Source organism: Bradyrhizobium sp. SPXBL-02, assembly GCF_051853065.1.
Taxonomy (GTDB): Bacteria; Pseudomonadota; Alphaproteobacteria; order Rhizobiales; family Xanthobacteraceae; genus Bradyrhizobium.
On record NZ_CP182474.1, the window covers coordinates 7,833,819 to 7,850,934 of the forward strand.

Sequence of the window (17,116 nt, forward strand, 5' to 3'; positions counted from 1 at the left end):
CGCCAGTGGCTTGCGCCTTACCCGGAGCCCTTTCTATCTCGTGGTATTGCTCCAGGTCGGAACCGAGTTGGTCACGCCGACCGAGGGCCAATTGTATGATCCGACCGACGGCGCGGTGACGGTGCCGACCGTCTGTCCGGACGATCCATACGACGCCCCCGGCTGTGCGGCCGGCGCTCCGGCTCCGCTATTGGTCGGCGCCATCACGCCAGTGCTGTAATGTCGGCTCGACCGGACCTTTTTTGCTTCAGCCGCGAAAGGCGCGGCAAGAAGTCCGGTAGTGATGAGCGCGGCGATGGCAAGTCTGACTGTCTTCATGGCTGATCCTTTCGCACGCTACGCACCCCGATATGCCAAGTGTTCATGGATCGGGAAATTTCCATGGGTCTGCCTTCATAACTCCGCGAGCGGACGGAGGTGCCGCGGCGCGGCGCACTCGGCCGCCTTCGGATGGACCCGAATCAGCGCTAGTGCATTGCTTTCAGTGACTTCCCTGGACGCAAGCATGACCGGCGCCGAACTGAAGCAGCTTCGCAACGACCTCTCCGATGCCCTCGAGCGCAAGCTCAGCGCGGCCGACATGGCCAAGCTTTGCGGTTTGCCGGGAACGAGCGGCGCCGACACCATCCGGCGCTGGGAGGTCAGCGGCCCGACGCCGGAGGCGACCAGGATCTTGCGCGTGCTCGCGATGGCGAGCGAGCGGTATCCGATCCTGGAGAAGTTCGACATCTTCGATCGGCACGACGTGCGTGAGGAGGACAGGCCGGCGAAGCGCGCCGCCTTTCGCGCGCAGATGCGCGATGAGGCGCGGCGGCGCCTTGGTTAACACAAGACGCGCGCAAGTTACCGACAGAGCGCGCCGTTAAGCCTTCCTTCACCGCTTCTTAAGTCGCCATTAAGCACGAAAATCATTTGCACCCCAACAAGTTACGTTGGGTCTCGCTGTGCCACGGATGTGACAGCATTTTCGTCAAAAGCGAGCTATCTGCAAAACCAATGCGGCGCAGAGAACGCGCCTGCCGGGACCTTACGTGTTGGAGTTCAAGACCATGAAGAAGATTCTGTTTGCGACCGTTGCGCTGCTCGTGCTGGGCGCGGCTGCGCCGGCCATCGGCGCCGATCTCGGCAATCGCAATTATTACAAGACGCCCGCGCCGGCCTACGCCGCGCCGATCTACAATTGGACGGGCTTCTATCTCGGCGCCCATGTCGGCGGCGCGTTCTCCAGCGACAACAATTTCAACGGCCTCTCCACCGGCAACAACGGCAACGGCCGCTTCCTCGGCGGCGTGCAGGTCGGTGCGGACTGGCAGTTCAACCCGAACTTCGTGGTCGGCGTCGAAGGTCAGTATTCCTGGCTATCCGGCAGCGTCGGCGCGGTGTTCCCGGGCGGCATCGCCTACACCAACGACCAGCGCGGCCTCGGCTCGATCACCGGCCGCGTCGGCTACACCTGGGGGCCCGGCCTGGTCTATGTGAAGGGCGGCTACGCCTATTCGGACAACAACGAGAAGGTGACCGTCGGCGGCGTGCCGACCGCCTTCGTCATCACGGGCGATCACCGCAACGGCTACACCGTCGGCGCCGGCCTCGAATACATGTTCGCCCCGAACTGGTCGGCCAAGGCCGAGTACCAGTACTACAATTTCGGCGAGGCGAGCTTCACCGGCGGTCCGCTCGCGGGCACCGGCAGCTTCACCACCGACGATCATACCTTCAAGGCGGGCGTCAACTACCGCTTCAACTGGGCAAGCCCGGCTGTGGCGCGCTACTGATCGTTAGCAAAACATTATCGTAATGAGGGGCCGGCAACGTTGCCGGCCCCTCTTTTTTCGCTCTGCGGAACGCGCACAAGCGATTGCAGCAATTGCGATTTTTTAACCGCCCCGCCCGATACTCCCCGCCACAAAACATAAGCAAGGGCGTGGGGGAATTTCGATGGCGATCCGTTTCAGTCTCGGCCGTTTCAAGCCGCGTATTAAAATGCCGAAATGGGGCGTGCGCGGCAGCCTGTTCGCGGCCTTCGCGGTCATCGCAGGCATGGGCCTCGTGATCGCGGCCGGCGCAGGCCTTGCGCTACAGAATCTCGGCGGACGCATTTCTGAACTGAGCGGACGGGACATTCCGCGCCTTTCCGCCAGCCTGCAATTGTCGGCGCTGAGTGCGAGCCTCGCGGCACAGGGACCGGCCCTGCTTGCGGCACAAAGCGAAGACGCCCTGAACGAACGCACCAAGAAGCTCAGGGAATTGCAGGAGCAGACGCAGCAGAAGCTCAACGAGATCATCGAGCTCGGCGGCGACAAGAGCGTCGTCTCCGGACTCAGCGACACGATGAAGAGCATCAACGAGGCGGCTCAGAGCCTGACCAAGGCCGCCCGCGAACGGCTCGACGTCGCGGCCCTGCACGAGAAGCAATATGACGCGCTTCGCAACGCGCAGGGCGCCTTCGTCGGCGCAGCGAGCCCGGCGATGCTGGACGCGCAGACCCGCGTCAATGCCATTCTCGGTTCAGCCGACCTGTCCGCCGCAGATGCGAACGACGCCGCGCAGACCGTCGGTCAGCTCGGCAACGTCGTCGCCAGCGGCAATCTCGCGGCCGCCAACATGAGCGCGGCGCTTTCGGCGAGCACCAGCGACAAGCTCGATGACATCCAGAAGGAATTCAAGACGGCGCAGGGCCGCCTGCGGTCGAACCTCGATCTGTTGCCGGACAACCAGGGCAACAAGATGCTGCGCGACACCGCGGAAAAGCTGCTCGCGCTCGGCACCGGCAAGTCCGGCGTGTTCAATCTGCGCGAAAAGGAGCTCGATTCCATCGACTACGGCCAGACCATCCTGGACGAGACCCGCAAGCTCAATGTCGGCCTCGGCATCAGCGTGCAGCAGCTGGTCGAAGGCGTGCAGAAGGAGACCAACACCTCGACCTTCCAGGCGCGGCAGGAGATTTCGCTCGCGACCTCAGTCATGCTGGCGCTGGGCGCGCTGATGCTGGTCGGCTCGGCGCTGTTCGTCTGGCTCTATGTCGGCCGCAACATCCTGCGCCGGATCGGCGCCCTGCAACAGTCGATGCAGCTGCTCGCCAACGGCGATCTCGAAACCGAGATCTACCGCTCGAAGAATCACAACGACGAAATCTCCGTCATGGCGAACACGCTGCAGGTGTTCCGGGAGAGCATGATCGAGACCCGCGCGCTGACGAGCGAGCAGGACAAGGACCGTATCGCCAAGGCCGAGCGTGCCGCGCGCATGGAAGCGAAGATCGCCCAGTTCGAAAGCACGGTGCGCTCCGCGCTCGACAATCTGGCGCAATCGGCCAATTCGATGCAATCGACGGCGCAGAGCATGTCGAACACCGCCGACCAGTCCAACGCGCTGGTCAACGCGGTCGCCTCCGCCGCGGAAGAGACGTCGGTCAACGTGCAGACCGTGTCGGCCGGCACCGAGCAGCTGTCCTCCTCGATCCAGGAGATCAGCCGCCAGGTCGTGACTTCCGCCGGCATCGCCAAGAAGGCGGTCGACGAAGCGGGAGCGACCGACGCCACGGTGCAGAGCCTTGCCGACAGCGCAAGCCGCATCAGCGTCGTCGTCGACCTGATCCAGACCATCGCCTCGCAAACCAATCTGCTCGCACTCAATGCCACCATCGAGGCGGCGCGCGCGGGCGAGGCCGGCCGCGGCTTCGCGGTGGTCGCCTCCGAGGTGAAGAGCCTGGCGAGCCAGACCGCCAAGGCGACGGACGAGATCCGCACCCAGATCGCCAGCATGCAGGAGGTCACGACCTCCGCGGTCGGCGCCATCCAGGGCATCGGCCGGATCATCGGCGAGATCAACGACGTCACCACGACGATCGCAGCCGCGGTCGAGGAGCAAGGCGCCGCCACGCGCGAAATCGCCCGCAACATCCAGCATGCCGCCGGCGGCACCAGCGAGGTCTCCAGCAACATCGTCGGCGTCTCCACCGCGTCCGCCGAAGCCGGCGCTGCGGCCACCGAAGTGCTGGGCGCCTCAGACGCGCTGCGGCGCGAGGCCGATATGCTGCGCGGGGAGATCGACGCCTTCCTCAACGACATGCGGGCGGCGTAGGCACGCGGCATTGAGGCTGCGCTCCCTCTCCCGCTTGCTTGCGGGAGAGGGTTGGGGTGAGGGTGCCTCCACAAGGGGATACTCGCGGCATCCCGAGAATTATCCCCGTGGGGAGAGAGCCCCCACCCGGCGCTACGCGCCGACCTCCCCCGCAAGCGGGAGAGGTGCAGCGAGTATTGGGCACGACCGTCCCACATCACGGAAAAACCCTCCTCGGTATGACCGCCATGCGGTCGCCGCCCAGCATCCTTTTTCGGCTGGCGCCCCGCGCGCGCTGGGTTTAAGCCGGTAGCATGAGCTCAAAAACCGATACCGCGCCGTCCTCGGCCGAGGCCCTGCGCTACCCCTGGGAACAGCATCCCGGCCCCGAACAGGTGGTCGAGGTCAGGCCCGGCGTGTTGTGGGCGCGGCTGAAGCTGCCGTTTCGCCTCAACCACGTGAACATCTACCTGCTCGCCGATGGCGACGGCTATGCGATGATCGATGCCGGCTTCGGCAACGAGGAGACGATCGAGGCCTGGACCAAGCTGTTCGACGGCCCGCTGAAGGGCGTCACCATCACGCGCCTGATCGTCACCCACTCGCACCCCGACCATGTCGGTCTCGCCGGATGGATCGTGGAGCGCTTCAACTGCCCGCTGGTGATGTCGCAGGTCGAATATCTGCAATCGGTCTATCACCAGAACCGCGGCACCGAGGAGCGGCGCGAGGCGCAGCGGCTGTTCTTCCGCCGCCATGGCATGGACGAGTCGCTCACGGAAAAGCTGCTCGGCCGCGGCCAGGACTATCTCAAGCGCGTCTCGGTGCTGCCGCCGTCCTACCGCCGCATCTCGCATGGCGACGACGTCGTGATCGGCACGCGCCGCTTCAAGGTCATCACCGGCGGCGGCCACGCGCTCGACCAGGTGATGCTGTATTGCGCCGACGACAAGCTGTTCCTCTCCGCCGACCAGGTGCTGAGCAAGATCTCGCCGAATGTCAGCGTCTGGGCGGTCGAGCCCGACCAGAACTCGCTCGGCGAATATCTGGCCTCGCTCGCCAGCCTCACCACGACGCTGCCCTATGACGTGCTGGTGCTGCCCGGCCACGGCGTGCCGTTCTACGGATTGAAGACCCGCATCAAGCAGCTCGCCGACCACCACGAGGAGCGCTGCCGCCTGATCGCGGAAGCCTGCCGCGAGGTGCCGCAAACCTCGCGCGCCCTGGTGCCTGTCGTGTTCAACAAGCACGTGCTCGACGAGCACCAGATGGGCTTTGCCGCCGGCGAGCTCGTCGCCCACGTCAACTACATGATCGTCGAGGGCCGCCTCACGGCCGAGATGCAGGACGGCGTGCTGCAGTTTCGGACGACGTGAGTTCTTTCTTCACCTCGCCCCGCTTGCGGGGAGAGGTCGGTCGCGAAGCGACCGGGTGAGGGGGTCTGCGAGTCCAACTCTCACCGTCCCCGCGGAGAGTCCCCCTCACCCCAACCCTCTCCCCGCAAGCGGGGCGAGGGAGTAGACCACCCCCGCGGCAATCACCTCACTTCATATTCGCGATCGCGTGCAGCGCCGCGACGTAGCCGAACGGCCCGAGCCCGCAGATCACGCCGGTCGCCACGAACGAGATCTTGGAGTGCCGGTGATATTCGTCACGGGCGTGGATGTTGGAGATGTGGACCTCCAGCACCGGGCCCTCGAACGTCTTGATCGCGTCCATGATCGAGACCGAGGTGAAGGACAGGCCGGCCGGATTGATGACGATGGCATCGGCGTCCTGCCGCGCCGACTGGATCAGATCGACCAGCACGCCTTCATGGTTGGACTGGTGGAAGGCAAGCTTGAGGCCGAGCTTGGCAGCCGCTTCCTCGCAGCTCGCGTTGACCTCCGCGAGCGTCGTGGTGCCGTAGATGTGCGGCTCGCGGATACCGAGCATGTTGAGGTTGGGACCGTTGAGGATCATCACGCGCTTCATGGAAGGGCCCTTTCGAAGACCTGGTTGAGCAAGGAAAGCGCGTGCCGGGCCGCGACGGAAGACGAGAGGCCGAGGGGCCGGATCCTCGCCCGGCAGATGGTGCAGAGCAGCATTATATGTCGCGCAGGGTTGATCGGGATCAAACTGCGACGCGCCGGATAGGGCATTTTGCCCAAATGCTCCACAGATCCAAATGTGGGATAGCGCATAGACATTAGAGCTGGAAAAGCTCTAAGTAGATGCGTCCCCTTGGTCAGGTTCCGTTGCAGGTTTTGCCGATGGATTACGCCCAATTCTTCGATTCCGCCCTCGATCGTCTCCACACCGAGCGGCGTTATCGCGTGTTCGCCGACCTCGAACGCACGGCCGGCCGGTTCCCGCACGCGGTCTGGCACTCGCCCAAGGGCAAGCGCGACGTCGTGATCTGGTGCTCCAACGATTATCTCGGCATGGGCCAGCACCCGAAGGTGGTCGGCGCCATGGTCGAGACCGCCACGCGCGTGGGCACCGGCGCCGGCGGCACCCGCAACATCGCCGGCACGCATCATCCGCTGGTGCAGCTCGAAGCCGAGCTCGCCGATCTCCACGGCAAGGAAGCCGCGCTGCTGTTCACCTCGGGCTATGTCTCGAACCAGACCGGCATCCCGACCATCGCAAAGCTCATTCCGAACTGCCTCATCCTGTCGGACGAGCTCAACCACAATTCGATGATCGAGGGCATCCGCCAGTCCGGCTGCGAGCGGATCGTGTTCCGCCACAACGACGTTGCGCATCTCGAAGAGCTGTTGAAAGCGGCCGGTCCCGATCGGCCGAAGCTGATCGTCTGCGAGAGCCTCTATTCCATGGACGGCGATGTCGCGCCGCTCGCCAGGATCTGCGATCTCGCCGAGAAATATGGCGCGATGACCTATGTCGACGAAGTCCACGCCGTCGGCATGTACGGCCCGCGCGGCGGCGGCATCGCCGAGCGCGACGGCGTGATGCATCGCATCGACATTCTCGAGGGCACGCTGGCCAAGGCGTTCGGCTGTCTCGGCGGCTACATCGCCGCCAACGGCCAGATCATCGACGCCGTGCGCTCCTATGCGCCGGGCTTCATCTTCACCACCGCGCTGCCGCCGGCAGTCTGCTCGGCCGCGACCGCCGCGATCAAGCACCTGAAGACGTCGAGCTGGGAGCGCGAGCGTCACCAGGACCGCGCCGCCCGCGTCAAGGCGATCCTCAATGCCGCCGGCCTGCCGGTGATGTCGAGCGACACCCACATCGTACCGCTGTTCGTCGGCGATCCCGAGAAGTGCAAGCAGGCCTCCGACCTGCTGCTGGAAGAGCACGGGATCTACATCCAGCCGATCAACTATCCGACCGTCGCCAAGGGCACCGAGCGCCTGCGCATCACGCCCTCGCCCTATCATGACGACGGCCTGATCGATCAGCTCGCCGAAGCGCTGTTGCAAGTGTGGGACCGCCTCGGCCTGCCGCTGCGCGCCAAGTCGCTGGCAGCGGAATAGGGCTACTTCTTACCCTCCCCTGGAGGGGGAGGGTCGGCTCACATGGAGCGGAGCGAAATGTGAGACGGGGTGGGGTGACGGTCTCTCCACATCCGAAACTGCCCGAGCGGAGAGATCACCCCACCCCGCTCGCGCTGCGCGCGATCGACCCTCCCCCTCCAGGGGAGGGTAAGAGAGCGGACAGCTCGCTCCACCGCTTAACGACGCCCGCAGTTCCCGCGCGCGCCGGGCATTTCGCTGTCGCTTGCGTCCGCTCAACGCGCTAGATTTACGGGGAAAATGAGCTCGCGCGCCGCCGGCGCCCAGGGAGAAAGCCCCCCGACCCATGCTGCACGATTGGGGCGTGATCGCCGCCGCCTTCGGCTATATCGGCTTCCTGTTCCTGGTGGCGAGCCATGGCGACCGCCGCTCGCCGGCGGGGCGCGGCCGCGCCTCCGGGCTGATCTATCCGCTGTCGCTGGCGATCTACTGCACGTCCTGGACCTTCTTCGGCTCGGTCGGCTTCGCCACCCGCACCTCGACCGACTTCCTCGCGATCTATGTCGGTCCGATCCTGATGATCGGGCTAGGGGCCGGCGTGCTCCGCCGCGTCATCCAGCTCGCCAAGGCCCACAACATCACCTCGATCGCCGACTTCATCGGTGCCCGCTACGGCAAGAGCCAGGCGGTGGCGGCGACCGTCGCCGCAATCGCGATCATCGGCTCGGTGCCCTACATCGCGCTCCAGCTCAAGGCGGTGGCCTCCTCGCTGGGCACGATCCTGAGCGAAGACCAGGCTTTCTCGCACATCCCGATCCTCGGCGACATGGCGCTGATGGTGACGCTGGCGATGGCGGCCTTCGCGGTGCTGTTCGGCACGCGGCAGACCGACGCGACCGAGCACCAGCACGGCCTGATGCTGGCGGTGGCGACCGAATCCATCGTCAAGCTGGTCGCCTTTCTCGCCGCCGGCATTTTCGTCACCTTCTGGATGTTCTCGCCGCATGAACTGATCGAGCGTGCGATGAGGACGCCGGAAGCGGTGCGCGCCATCAACTATTCCCCGTCGATCGGCAACTTCCTGACCATGACGTTGCTGTCGTTGTGCGCGATCATGCTGCTGCCGCGCCAGTTTCACGTCAGCGTGGTGGAGAATTCCAGCGATGCCGAGGTCGGCCGCGCGCGCTGGCTGTTCCCGCTCTACCTCGTTGCCATCAACCTGTTCGTGATCCCGATCGCGCTCGCCGGCCTCGTGACCTTCCCGTTCGGCGCGGCCGACCCTGACATGTACGTGCTTGCCCTGCCGATCGAGGGCGACGCGGACCTGCTCAGCGTCGCCGTCTTCGTCGGCGGACTGTCGGCGGCGACCGCCATGGTGATCGTCGAATGCGTTGCGCTCTCCATCATGGTCTCGAACGACCTCGTGGTGCCCCTGGTGCTGAAACGTCGGCCGGAGGGGCGCGCCGGCGGAGCCGATTTCAGCAACTTCCTGCTGCGCTCGCGCCGGCTCGCGATCTTCGCCATCATGGTGATGGCCTATTTCTACTATCGCGCGCTCGGCAACACCCAGCTCGCGGCGATCGGCCTGCTCTCCTTTGCCGCCATTGCCCAGCTTGCCCCGAGCTTCTTCGGCGGGCTGCTCTGGCGGCGCGCGACCGCGCGCGGGGCGATCGGCGGCATGCTGGTCGGCTTTGCGGTGTGGCTCTACACGCTGTTCATGCCGAGCTTCATGGATTCCTCGACATCAGGCATCCTGCTGCTGCAGCACGGCCCGTTCGGGATCGAGGCGCTGCGGCCGCAGGCACTGTTCGGCGCCGACCTGCCGCCCCTCATGCACGGCGTGATCTGGTCGCTGTCGCTCAACATCCTGACCTATGTGCTGCTGTCGCTGGCGCGCCGGCCGTCCTCCATCGAGCTGCTGCAGGCCGATCTGTTCGTGCCCAATACGCTCGCACCGATCTCGCCGAGCTTCCGGCGCTGGCGCACCACGGTCACCGTGCAGGACATCCAGACCACGGTGGCGCAATATCTCGGGCCCGACCGCGCGCGGCAATCCTTCGAGGCCTTCTCGGCCCGGCGCAACGTGCGGCTGGAGCCCGGTGCGCCCGCCGATTTCGAGCTGCTGCAACACGCCGAGCACCTGATTGCCTCCTCGATCGGCGCGGCCTCCTCCCGCCTCGTGATGTCGCTGCTGTTGCGCAAGCGAACGGTCTCCGCCAAGGCCGCACTGAAGCTGCTCGACGATTCCCACGCGGCGCTGCATTTCAACCGCGAGATCCTGCAGACCGCGCTCAACCATGTGCGCCAGGGCATCGCGGTGTTCGACGCCGATCTGCAACTGATCTGCTCCAACCGGCAGTTCGGCGATCTCCTCAATGTGCCACTGCATCTGATCCAGTTCGGCACGCCCTTGCACGAGATCCTGGAGTTCATCGGCCTCGGCGATCCGAACGATCCGCTCGAGCGCGAGGCCCTGCTGAAGCGGCGCCTTGCCGCCTACACCACCGACAGCGAGCCTTATCTCGAGCGCCTGCCGGAGCGCCACATGGTGATCGAAGTGCTCACCAACCGCATGCCCGGCGGCGGCTTCGTCATCACCTTCACCGACGTCACGCCCACCTTCGAAGCCGCGGAAGCGCTGGAGCGCGCCAATGCGACGCTGGAAAAGCGCGTGCGCGACCGCACCGAAGAGCTGACGCGGCTGAACTCCGAGCTGGCCCTCGCCAAGAGCGCGGCGGAGGACGCCAGCATCTCCAAGACGCGTTTCCTCGCCGCCGCCAGCCACGACATCCTGCAGCCGCTGAACGCGGCGCGGCTCTACGTCACGAGCCTCGTCGAACGCCAGCACAATGGCGAAGAGACGCGGCTGGTCGAGAACATCGACGAATCGCTGCAGGCGATCGAGGAAATCCTCGGCGCGCTGCTCGACATCTCCAGGCTCGATGCCGGCGCGATGACGACCTCGATCTCGAGCTTCAAGATGGCCGATCTGATGCGCTCGCTGGAAATCGAGTTCGCGCCGATCGCGCGCGCCAAGGGCCTGGAACTCGCCTTCGTGCCCTGCTCGCTGCCGGTGCAGTCGGACCGCCTGCTGCTGCGGCGGCTGCTGCAGAACCTGATCTCGAACGCGATCAAATACACCCCGCGCGGCCGCGTGCTGGTCGGCTGCCGCCGCCGCGGCGCCTCGCTCAAGATCTGCGTCTACGACACCGGCGTCGGCATCCCCCCGGTCAAGCGCGGCGAGATTTTCAAGGAATTCCATCGCCTGGAGCAGGGTGCGCGGATCGCGCGCGGTCTCGGCCTCGGGCTCTCGATCGTGGAACGGTTGGCACGCGTGCTCAATCACGGCATCGCCATCGAGGCCAATGCCGGCGGCGGCTCGGTGTTCTCCGTGACGGTGCCGACGGCGAAGGCGGTGACCCACACCGCGGCCGTGACCAGCGCGACGCCGCTGGCGCGCACGCCGATCTCGGGCGCGCTGATCGTCTGCATCGAGAACGATGCGGCGATCCTCGACGGCATGCGCACGCTGCTCAAGGCCTGGGACGCCGAGGTGATCGCGGTCGCCGATCCCGAAGGGGCGATCGCCGCCATCGAAACCGCCGGACGGCGCGTCACCGGCCTCCTGGTCGACTATCACCTCGATCGCGGCAACGGCATCGCCGCCATCCGCGAGATCCGCCGCCGCTTCGGCGACGGCATCCCCGCGATCCTGATCACCGCCGATCGCAGCCCCGCCGTGCAGGTCGCCGCGCGCGACGAGAAGATCGCGGTGCTCAACAAGCCGGTGAAGCCGGCTTCGCTGCGTGCTCTCCTTGGGCAGTGGCGCACGCAGCAGATGGTGGCGGCGGAGTGAGACGCACTGCTCTCTCGAGATCGTCATTGCGAGCGCAGCGAAGCAATCCAGAACCCCTCCGCGGAGACAGTCTGGATTGCTTCGCTGCGCTCGCAATGACGGAGCAGCCGTTGTCGTCCTCAAACCAGCATCTCGACTCGCAGACATGGCTTCGCCTTCTCGCGGCGCGTTTCGCCCGAGTTTTGCGCTTCTCGTCGCGCCCTCTTGGAGAAAGGGCGCAGGGAAGGCCGGGTGCTGGCTGGCACCCGCGGTTCGCTGCGCGAAATGCACACGCAGGAAGAACCGCACAGCAGCATACAGGTGAAGCCGAACACACGGCCTTCCTGCGCGATGGTCGGACGGCTTATGCCGTGCTCTTGTGTCTGCAAATTATGCCAAAAAACGCGAACGGGCGGTTCTGACCAACCGCCCGTCGCTGGATCTGAGCCCGACCGTGCTCAAAGGCCTTGAGAGCCTGTCCGGGAGCGTGGGACAGATCCGGTGTCTTCCTCAACCCGAACAGTTGCATGGGCTTCGAGCCCGAACCGAGCAAGGAAGAGAGTGGATGATGGCACAAGACGGTGGGGGCGGAATGATTGCGCGGCCAAGCTGCGCTCAGGGCGCAAGCCGCGTGAAGACGTAGTCGCGGCTCCTCGCGCGGGCTTCGTGACAGCCCCAGCACGTGCGGTGCTGGGCCTCGTCGACCGGTTTGCCGTCGATGAAGCGGCCAAAGCCCCAGCCGCCCGTTGCGGCATATTTCTTGGAATCCTTGACCATCACCTGGACCGTTGTGGCGGCCCCGGGAATGGTCGCGGACGCAAACTCCGGCGACTGTTTGCGCTTCCAGGCGCGCTTGACCAGGATGGTGCCGTCCGGGAATGGGAGCTTGCCGGCTTGATAGGCGTCGATGGCGGTCTGGTTGCCCACGACAGCGCGAAGTTCGTCGAGCGGGGCGGCCTCCTCGGCCGGAGCGATCAGCTCCCATTGCTTGTAGCCGGGCGGAATGGTGACGCCGAAGATCGGCGAGGCGTCCGCGGTATTTTGCGGAGGCCCCTCGGCAAGAGCAATCGAGACCAGATACGGCACGCAAGTCAGGAGAACGACCAGGAGGAGCACGGCCAGCGTGATCGCCGTGACGTAGGAGTGCTCTTTCTTTTCAGCTTCGATAGATGGCATGAGGTTTCTTCTAGTTGGATCGCGGCACATCCCCGGTCCAGCCAAGCTGGACCGAGGCATTGCATGAACGATCAGGCGCCGTCGGCGTCGATGACGGCTTTGGCGAAGGCTTGTGGCGCTTCCTGCGGCAGATTGTGGCCGACGCCGCCGGTGATCAGGCGAAACTCGTATCGGCCCGAGAACTTCCTGGCATAGGCGCTGGGGTCGGGATGGGGCGCGCCGTTGGCATCGCCCTCCATCGTGATCGTCGGCACCTCGATCTGCGGAGCTGCAGCCAGCTTCTTTTCGAGGTGCTCGTATTTCGCCTCGCCCTGGGCAAGCCCGAGCCGCCAGCGGTAATTGTGGATGGTGATCGCGACATGATCCCCGTTGTCGAGCGCCGCCGCGCTCCTGTTGAAGGTGGCGTCGTCGAACTTCCACTGCGGCGAGGCGAGCTTCCAGATCAGCTTGGCGAAATCGTGCGTGTACTTCTCGTATCCGGCGCGGCCGCGCTCGGTCGCGAAGTAGAACTGGTACCACCATTGCAGCTCCGCCTGCGGCGGCAACGACACGCTGCCGGCAGCCTGGCTGGAGATCAGATAACCGCTGACCGATACCAGCGCCCGACAACGCTCCGGCCACAGCGCGGCGATGATGTCGGCGGTGCGCGCACCCCAGTCGAAGCCGGCGACCACGGCCTTCTTGATCTCGAGCTTGTCCATCAGCGCGATGATGTCCGCGGCCATGGCCACAGGCTCGCCGTTGCGCGGCGTTTCGCTGGAGAGGAAGTGCGTCGTGCCGTAGCCGCGCAAGTATGGGATGATCACGCGATAGCCGGCCTTCGCCAGGAGCGGCGCGACGTCGATGAAGGCGTGAATGTCGTAGGGCCAGCCGTGCAGCAGGATCGCCACCGGACCGTTCGAGGGCCCCACCTCCGCATAGCCGACGTTGAGAACGCCGGCATCGATCTGCCTAATCGCGCCGAAGGATGTATTCGATGCGGAGGTTCGCTGCGGTTCCGTCTCGGCACGAGCGAACGCGACCATGCCGAGACCGACGGCGGCGGCTCCCGTTGCAATGCCGAGAAACTGGCGGCGGTGCTGATCGATGATCTGCTTCATGATGGTGTGACCTCGTCGTGGTTGATGATGGTGCGTCAGATCAGCGCGATCGTGACGTCGATGTTGCCGCGGACGGCTTTGGAGTAGGGGCACGTTTGATGCGCTTCATCGATGATGCCGCGTGCGATCTCGGGGTCGAGCCCCGGCAGGCTGACATTGAGGCGCGCCCTCAGCGAGTAGGCGCCCTCGTCGAGCACGAGATCGATCTCCGCATCGATCGCGCTTTTCCTGGGAAGCATCACCTTCCGCTTGCGCGCGGCGAGTTCCATCGCGCCTTCGAAGCAGGCCGACCAGCCGGCCGCAAACAACTGCTCGGGATTGGTGCCGATGCCGGCCCCGCCCGGCGGCGACAGCTTGACGTCGAGGCGACCGTCGGAACTGCGCGACATGCCGTCGTGGCGGCCGCCGTTGGTGTGCGTCCGGGCCGTGTAGAGCAGTTTTGCCGTTTCTGTCATGGAGAGCTCCTTGCCGTCGCGCACCTGACTAGCAGCGACGTGCTCCGGAAACCCGTTTGGACTTGTGAGAAATTGTGAGGCCGGCGCAGAAGCTGTTGCGAGGCCTGCAAACGTGGTCTGATGCCGATGCAACGCAGGCCTTGCCGGATGGCTGCCCTCTGGCTATCCGGTTCGCAAATGAGCAAGATTTCGCGATGACCACGCCGGCCGGGCCAAGGCTCTCGTTCGGACCATTCACCGTAGCGCCACATGAAAGGCTCGTGACGCGCGACGGCGTCGCGGTGCCGCTGGGCGCGAAGGCCTTCGACGCGCTGATCGCGCTGATGTCGCGGCCGAACGAGGTCGTCAGCAAATGGGATCTGATGGCCCTGGTGTGGCCCGGCATCACCGTCGAAGAGGCCAGTCTGCGCTTTCACATCGCCGCTCTGCGCAAGGCGCTCGGCGACGGCAAGGACGGCGCGCGATACATCGCCACGCTTTCCGGGCGCGGCTATTGCTTCGTGGCGCCGATCTCCCAGACGGAGCTTCCGGCAGCGCGGCGCTCGCCCCCGTCCATGGAATTGCCGCCGGTCAAGCTGCCGAACCGGCTGCAGCGGATGGTCGGACGCGACCAGGCGGTCGCCGCCATCTCCGACAAGCTTCTCACCTCCCGCTTCGTCACGATCGTCGGTCCGGGCGGCGTTGGCAAGACTGCCGTCGCGGTCGCGATCGCCCACGACCTGCTCGCGGCGTTCTCCGACGCCGCGCATTTCGTCGACCTTGCCGCGCTCAGCGATCCCGATCTCGTGATCACCTCGATCCTGCTGATGCTCGGCTTGCCGGCCGAGACCGACGATCCCCTGCCCGCGCTGCTCGCGCATCTCCGGGACAAGCGGATGCTGCTCATCCTCGACAATTGCGAGCATGTCATCGCCGCGGCGGCACCGCTGGCTTCGGCGATCTTCCACGCTGCGCCGGATGTCCACATTCTCGCCACCAGCCGCGAAGCCCTGCGCGTCGAGGGCGAGCAGGTCTATCGATTGGCGCCGCTCGCCGTTCCGCCTGACAGTGCCGGGCTGACCGCGGCGGCTGCGCAGACCTATTCCGCGCTTCAGCTCTTCCTCGAACGTGCCACGGCCGGCGGCGCGCAGATCACGCTCGACGATACCAACGCCGCGACTATCGCGAGGATTTGCCGCAATCTCGATGGCATGGCCCTGGCGATCGAGCTCGCCGCCGGCCGCGTCGAAGCTTACGGCCTGGAGCAGACGGCCGCGCTGCTCGACGAGCGTCTCAATCTGCTCTGGCAGGGCCAGCGCACCGCGCCGCCGCGGCAGAAGACGTTGCGGGCGACGCTGGACTGGAGCTATGGGCTGCTGTCCGACATTGAGCGCCTCGTGCTGCGGAGGCTCGCGGTCTTCGTGGGTCACTTCACCATCGACGCGGCCCTCGAGGTCGTCCCAGATGAACGTGCCGACCGCTCCCGCTTGTTCGCTGCCATAGACAGTCTCGTCGCCAAATCGATGGTTGCGCCACGGCCGATCGGCGCCATGATGCGCTACCGTCTGCTCGATACCACGCGCGCCTATCTGCTCGAGATCGAGCCGAACGACGCCGCGCTCGCCGCCCGCCACGCGACCTACTACCGGCGATGGCTGGAGCAGGCCGGCAGCACATGGGCGGCAACACCGAACGCCGACGAACGGGCGATCCACTTCTCCGCGCTCCACAACGTGCGTGCCGCGCTGGACTGGTGCTTTGGCGCGGGCGGCGACGCCAACGACGGCATTGCGCTCGCCGCCGCGGCAGCGCCGATCTTCCTCGCGATGTCGCTCTTGGTCGAATGCCGGCGCTGGTCGGAACGGGCACTGCTTGCGATGACCCCGTCCGCGCGCGGCAGCGCCGCCGAAATGCACATCCAGGCCGCCCTCGGACTGACCCTGATGTTCACGCGCGGCGGCAGCGAGGCGGCGCGCGTGGCCTTGAGCCGGAGCCTTGCGATCGCCGAGGCGCGCGGCGACGCGCCGAACCAGCTCCAGCTGCTCGGCCGCATGCATATCTTCCACGAACGGATGGGGCAGTTCGACGCTGCGCTTGGTTATGCGCAGCAGAGCCTTGCGGTCGCGCAGCCGCTCGGCGATCCCGGCTCGATCGTCCTCGCCCATTCGCTGTTCGGGGTCTCGCTTCATCTGGCCGGCAAGCACCGCGACGCGCTGAAGATGCTGGAGGTCGCATGGCAAGGGCCGGGCGCGGAACGAATCAGCACCATCCATGGCTTCGACCATCGCAACCGGGCCGGCATCACGCTGGCGCGCGAACTCTGGTTGCAGGGCCGGCCCGCGGACGCGCGGCAGCTGGCGCAACAGACGGTGGCTGAAGCCGCGCAGATGGAGCATCCGATCACGCTCTGCATCGCGCTGATCTGGGCGGTCTCGATGTCGCTCTGGGACGGTGATCTCGACGGCGCGGAACAGCGCATCGACCAGTTCATCGCGCATGCCGAATCTCGATCGATGGGTCCCTATCTCGTGGTGGGCCGCGGCGTGAAAGGCGAACTGGCGATCCGGCGGGGAGACGCCGCACATGGCGTCGAGACGATCAAGGCTTGCCTATGCGAGCTCCACGAGGCCGGCTACGAATTGCTCACCACCACCTTCAACATCGCGCTGGTTCATGGCTTGCTGGCGCTTGGACAGATCGAGCAGAGCGCGCGCCTGATCGACGATGCGATCCGCCTCGTCGCTCAGAGCGGCGATCATCTTTACATGTCCGAGTTGCTGCGGATGAAGGCCAAGGTCCTGTTGCACCTGCCAGAGCCGAGAGCCGAGCAACCAGAGGTCTACTTGATGCAAGCGCTGGATCTGTGTCGCCGCCAAGGCGCCACAGCGTGGGAGCTGCGCGCCGCGATCGATCTCGCCGGGCTGTTTGCCGAACGCGGGCAGCGCGACGAGGCGAAGCGATGGCTCCAATCGGCGCTCGAGGGCTTTGCCGAGGGCTCCGAGACGGCGGATATCAGAGCGGCCAACCTGCTTCTGACCACGCTGTAGC

Annotated in this window: 12 protein-coding genes; 7 read left to right on the forward strand and 5 right to left on the reverse strand. The window is 65.7% G+C overall.

The features are described 5' to 3' along the window. Positions 1-33: 33 nt before the first annotated feature. Positions 34-318, reverse strand: a complete 285-nt coding sequence (locus ACNJYD_RS36395; RefSeq protein ID WP_246708859.1) for a hypothetical protein — start codon at positions 316-318, stop codon at positions 34-36. Between the two features lie 187 nt (positions 319-505). Here ACNJYD_RS36395 and ACNJYD_RS36400 point away from each other — a divergent pair, with 187 nt between their 5' ends. The 4 genes from ACNJYD_RS36400 to ACNJYD_RS36415 all read left to right on the forward strand — a co-directional run bounded on the left by ACNJYD_RS36400 (position 506) and on the right by ACNJYD_RS36415 (position 5,438). After that, on the forward strand, positions 506-826 hold the full coding sequence (locus tag ACNJYD_RS36400) for a hypothetical protein (protein ID WP_260381177.1): 321 nt from the start codon (positions 506-508) through the stop codon (positions 824-826). Between the two features lie 223 nt (positions 827-1,049). Beyond that, complete coding sequence (locus tag ACNJYD_RS36405) at positions 1,050-1,775, forward strand: outer membrane protein (RefSeq protein ID WP_439364819.1); 726 nt, start codon at positions 1,050-1,052, stop codon at positions 1,773-1,775. A 163-nt stretch (positions 1,776-1,938) separates the two neighbouring features. Continuing rightward, positions 1,939-4,083 carry a methyl-accepting chemotaxis protein gene (locus tag ACNJYD_RS36410; RefSeq protein WP_439364820.1) on the forward strand — a complete coding sequence of 715 codons (2,145 nt, stop codon included), beginning with the start codon at positions 1,939-1,941 and terminating at the stop codon, positions 4,081-4,083. A gap of 293 nt (positions 4,084-4,376) precedes the next feature. Then, positions 4,377-5,438 carry an MBL fold metallo-hydrolase gene (locus ACNJYD_RS36415; protein ID WP_172786042.1) on the forward strand — a complete coding sequence of 354 codons (1,062 nt, stop codon included), beginning with the start codon at positions 4,377-4,379 and terminating at the stop codon, positions 5,436-5,438. A 166-nt stretch (positions 5,439-5,604) separates the two neighbouring features. Here the strand turns inward: ACNJYD_RS36415 and aroQ are convergent, their stop codons facing one another. Further along, positions 5,605-6,036, reverse strand: a complete 432-nt coding sequence (aroQ, locus tag ACNJYD_RS36420) for a type II 3-dehydroquinate dehydratase (RefSeq protein WP_212256176.1) — start codon at positions 6,034-6,036, stop codon at positions 5,605-5,607. A gap of 278 nt (positions 6,037-6,314) precedes the next feature. Here aroQ and hemA point away from each other — a divergent pair, with 278 nt between their 5' ends. Further along, positions 6,315-7,544 carry a 5-aminolevulinate synthase gene (gene hemA / locus ACNJYD_RS36425; RefSeq protein WP_212256174.1) on the forward strand — a complete coding sequence of 410 codons (1,230 nt, stop codon included), beginning with the start codon at positions 6,315-6,317 and terminating at the stop codon, positions 7,542-7,544. Between the two features lie 325 nt (positions 7,545-7,869). Then, positions 7,870-11,379 carry a PAS domain-containing hybrid sensor histidine kinase/response regulator gene (locus ACNJYD_RS36430; protein ID WP_212256173.1) on the forward strand — a complete coding sequence of 1,170 codons (3,510 nt, stop codon included), beginning with the start codon at positions 7,870-7,872 and terminating at the stop codon, positions 11,377-11,379. Positions 11,380-11,973: 594 nt separating this feature from the next. Here ACNJYD_RS36430 and ACNJYD_RS36435 read toward each other — a convergent pair. The 3 genes from ACNJYD_RS36435 to ACNJYD_RS36445 all read right to left on the reverse strand — a co-directional run bounded on the left by ACNJYD_RS36435 (position 11,974) and on the right by ACNJYD_RS36445 (position 14,089). Next, positions 11,974-12,534: a cytochrome P460 family protein gene (locus ACNJYD_RS36435; protein ID WP_212256171.1), complete on the reverse strand. Its 561-nt coding sequence runs from the start codon at positions 12,532-12,534 to the stop codon at positions 11,974-11,976. 71 nt (positions 12,535-12,605) lie between these two features. Then, positions 12,606-13,634 carry an alpha/beta fold hydrolase gene (locus ACNJYD_RS36440; RefSeq protein WP_212256169.1) on the reverse strand — a complete coding sequence of 343 codons (1,029 nt, stop codon included), beginning with the start codon at positions 13,632-13,634 and terminating at the stop codon, positions 12,606-12,608. Positions 13,635-13,669: 35 nt separating this feature from the next. After that, positions 13,670-14,089, reverse strand: coding sequence for an organic hydroperoxide resistance protein (locus ACNJYD_RS36445; protein ID WP_212256167.1), 420 nt, complete (start codon positions 14,087-14,089; stop codon positions 13,670-13,672). 194 nt (positions 14,090-14,283) lie between these two features. On the opposite strand from ACNJYD_RS36445, the gene ACNJYD_RS36450 reads away from it, so the two are divergent. Next, complete coding sequence (locus ACNJYD_RS36450) at positions 14,284-17,115, forward strand: ATP-binding protein (protein ID WP_439364821.1); 2,832 nt, start codon at positions 14,284-14,286, stop codon at positions 17,113-17,115. Position 17,116: the final 1 nt, after the last annotated feature.

Excerpts from the sequence above, each read along its gene's own strand:
- ACNJYD_RS36400 (WP_260381177.1), top strand. The coding sequence starts at position 506 with ATGACCGGCGCCGAACTGAAGCAGCTTCGCAACGACCTCTCCGATGCC.
- aroQ (WP_212256176.1), bottom strand. The coding sequence starts at position 6,036 with ATGAAGCGCGTGATGATCCTCAACGGTCCCAACCTCAACATGCTCGGT.
- ACNJYD_RS36410 (WP_439364820.1), top strand. The coding sequence starts at position 1,939 with ATGGCGATCCGTTTCAGTCTCGGCCGTTTCAAGCCGCGTATTAAAATG.
- ACNJYD_RS36435 (WP_212256171.1), bottom strand. The coding sequence starts at position 12,534 with ATGCCATCTATCGAAGCTGAAAAGAAAGAGCACTCCTACGTCACGGCG.
- ACNJYD_RS36445 (WP_212256167.1), bottom strand. The coding sequence starts at position 14,089 with ATGACAGAAACGGCAAAACTGCTCTACACGGCCCGGACGCACACCAAC.
- ACNJYD_RS36450 (WP_439364821.1), top strand. The coding sequence starts at position 14,284 with ATGACCACGCCGGCCGGGCCAAGGCTCTCGTTCGGACCATTCACCGTA.
- ACNJYD_RS36415 (WP_172786042.1), top strand. The coding sequence starts at position 4,377 with ATGAGCTCAAAAACCGATACCGCGCCGTCCTCGGCCGAGGCCCTGCGC.
- ACNJYD_RS36440 (WP_212256169.1), bottom strand. The coding sequence starts at position 13,634 with ATGAAGCAGATCATCGATCAGCACCGCCGCCAGTTTCTCGGCATTGCA.
- ACNJYD_RS36430 (WP_212256173.1), top strand. The coding sequence starts at position 7,870 with ATGCTGCACGATTGGGGCGTGATCGCCGCCGCCTTCGGCTATATCGGC.
- ACNJYD_RS36395 (WP_246708859.1), bottom strand. The coding sequence starts at position 318 with ATGAAGACAGTCAGACTTGCCATCGCCGCGCTCATCACTACCGGACTT.
- hemA (WP_212256174.1), top strand. The coding sequence starts at position 6,315 with ATGGATTACGCCCAATTCTTCGATTCCGCCCTCGATCGTCTCCACACC.
- ACNJYD_RS36405 (WP_439364819.1), top strand. The coding sequence starts at position 1,050 with ATGAAGAAGATTCTGTTTGCGACCGTTGCGCTGCTCGTGCTGGGCGCG.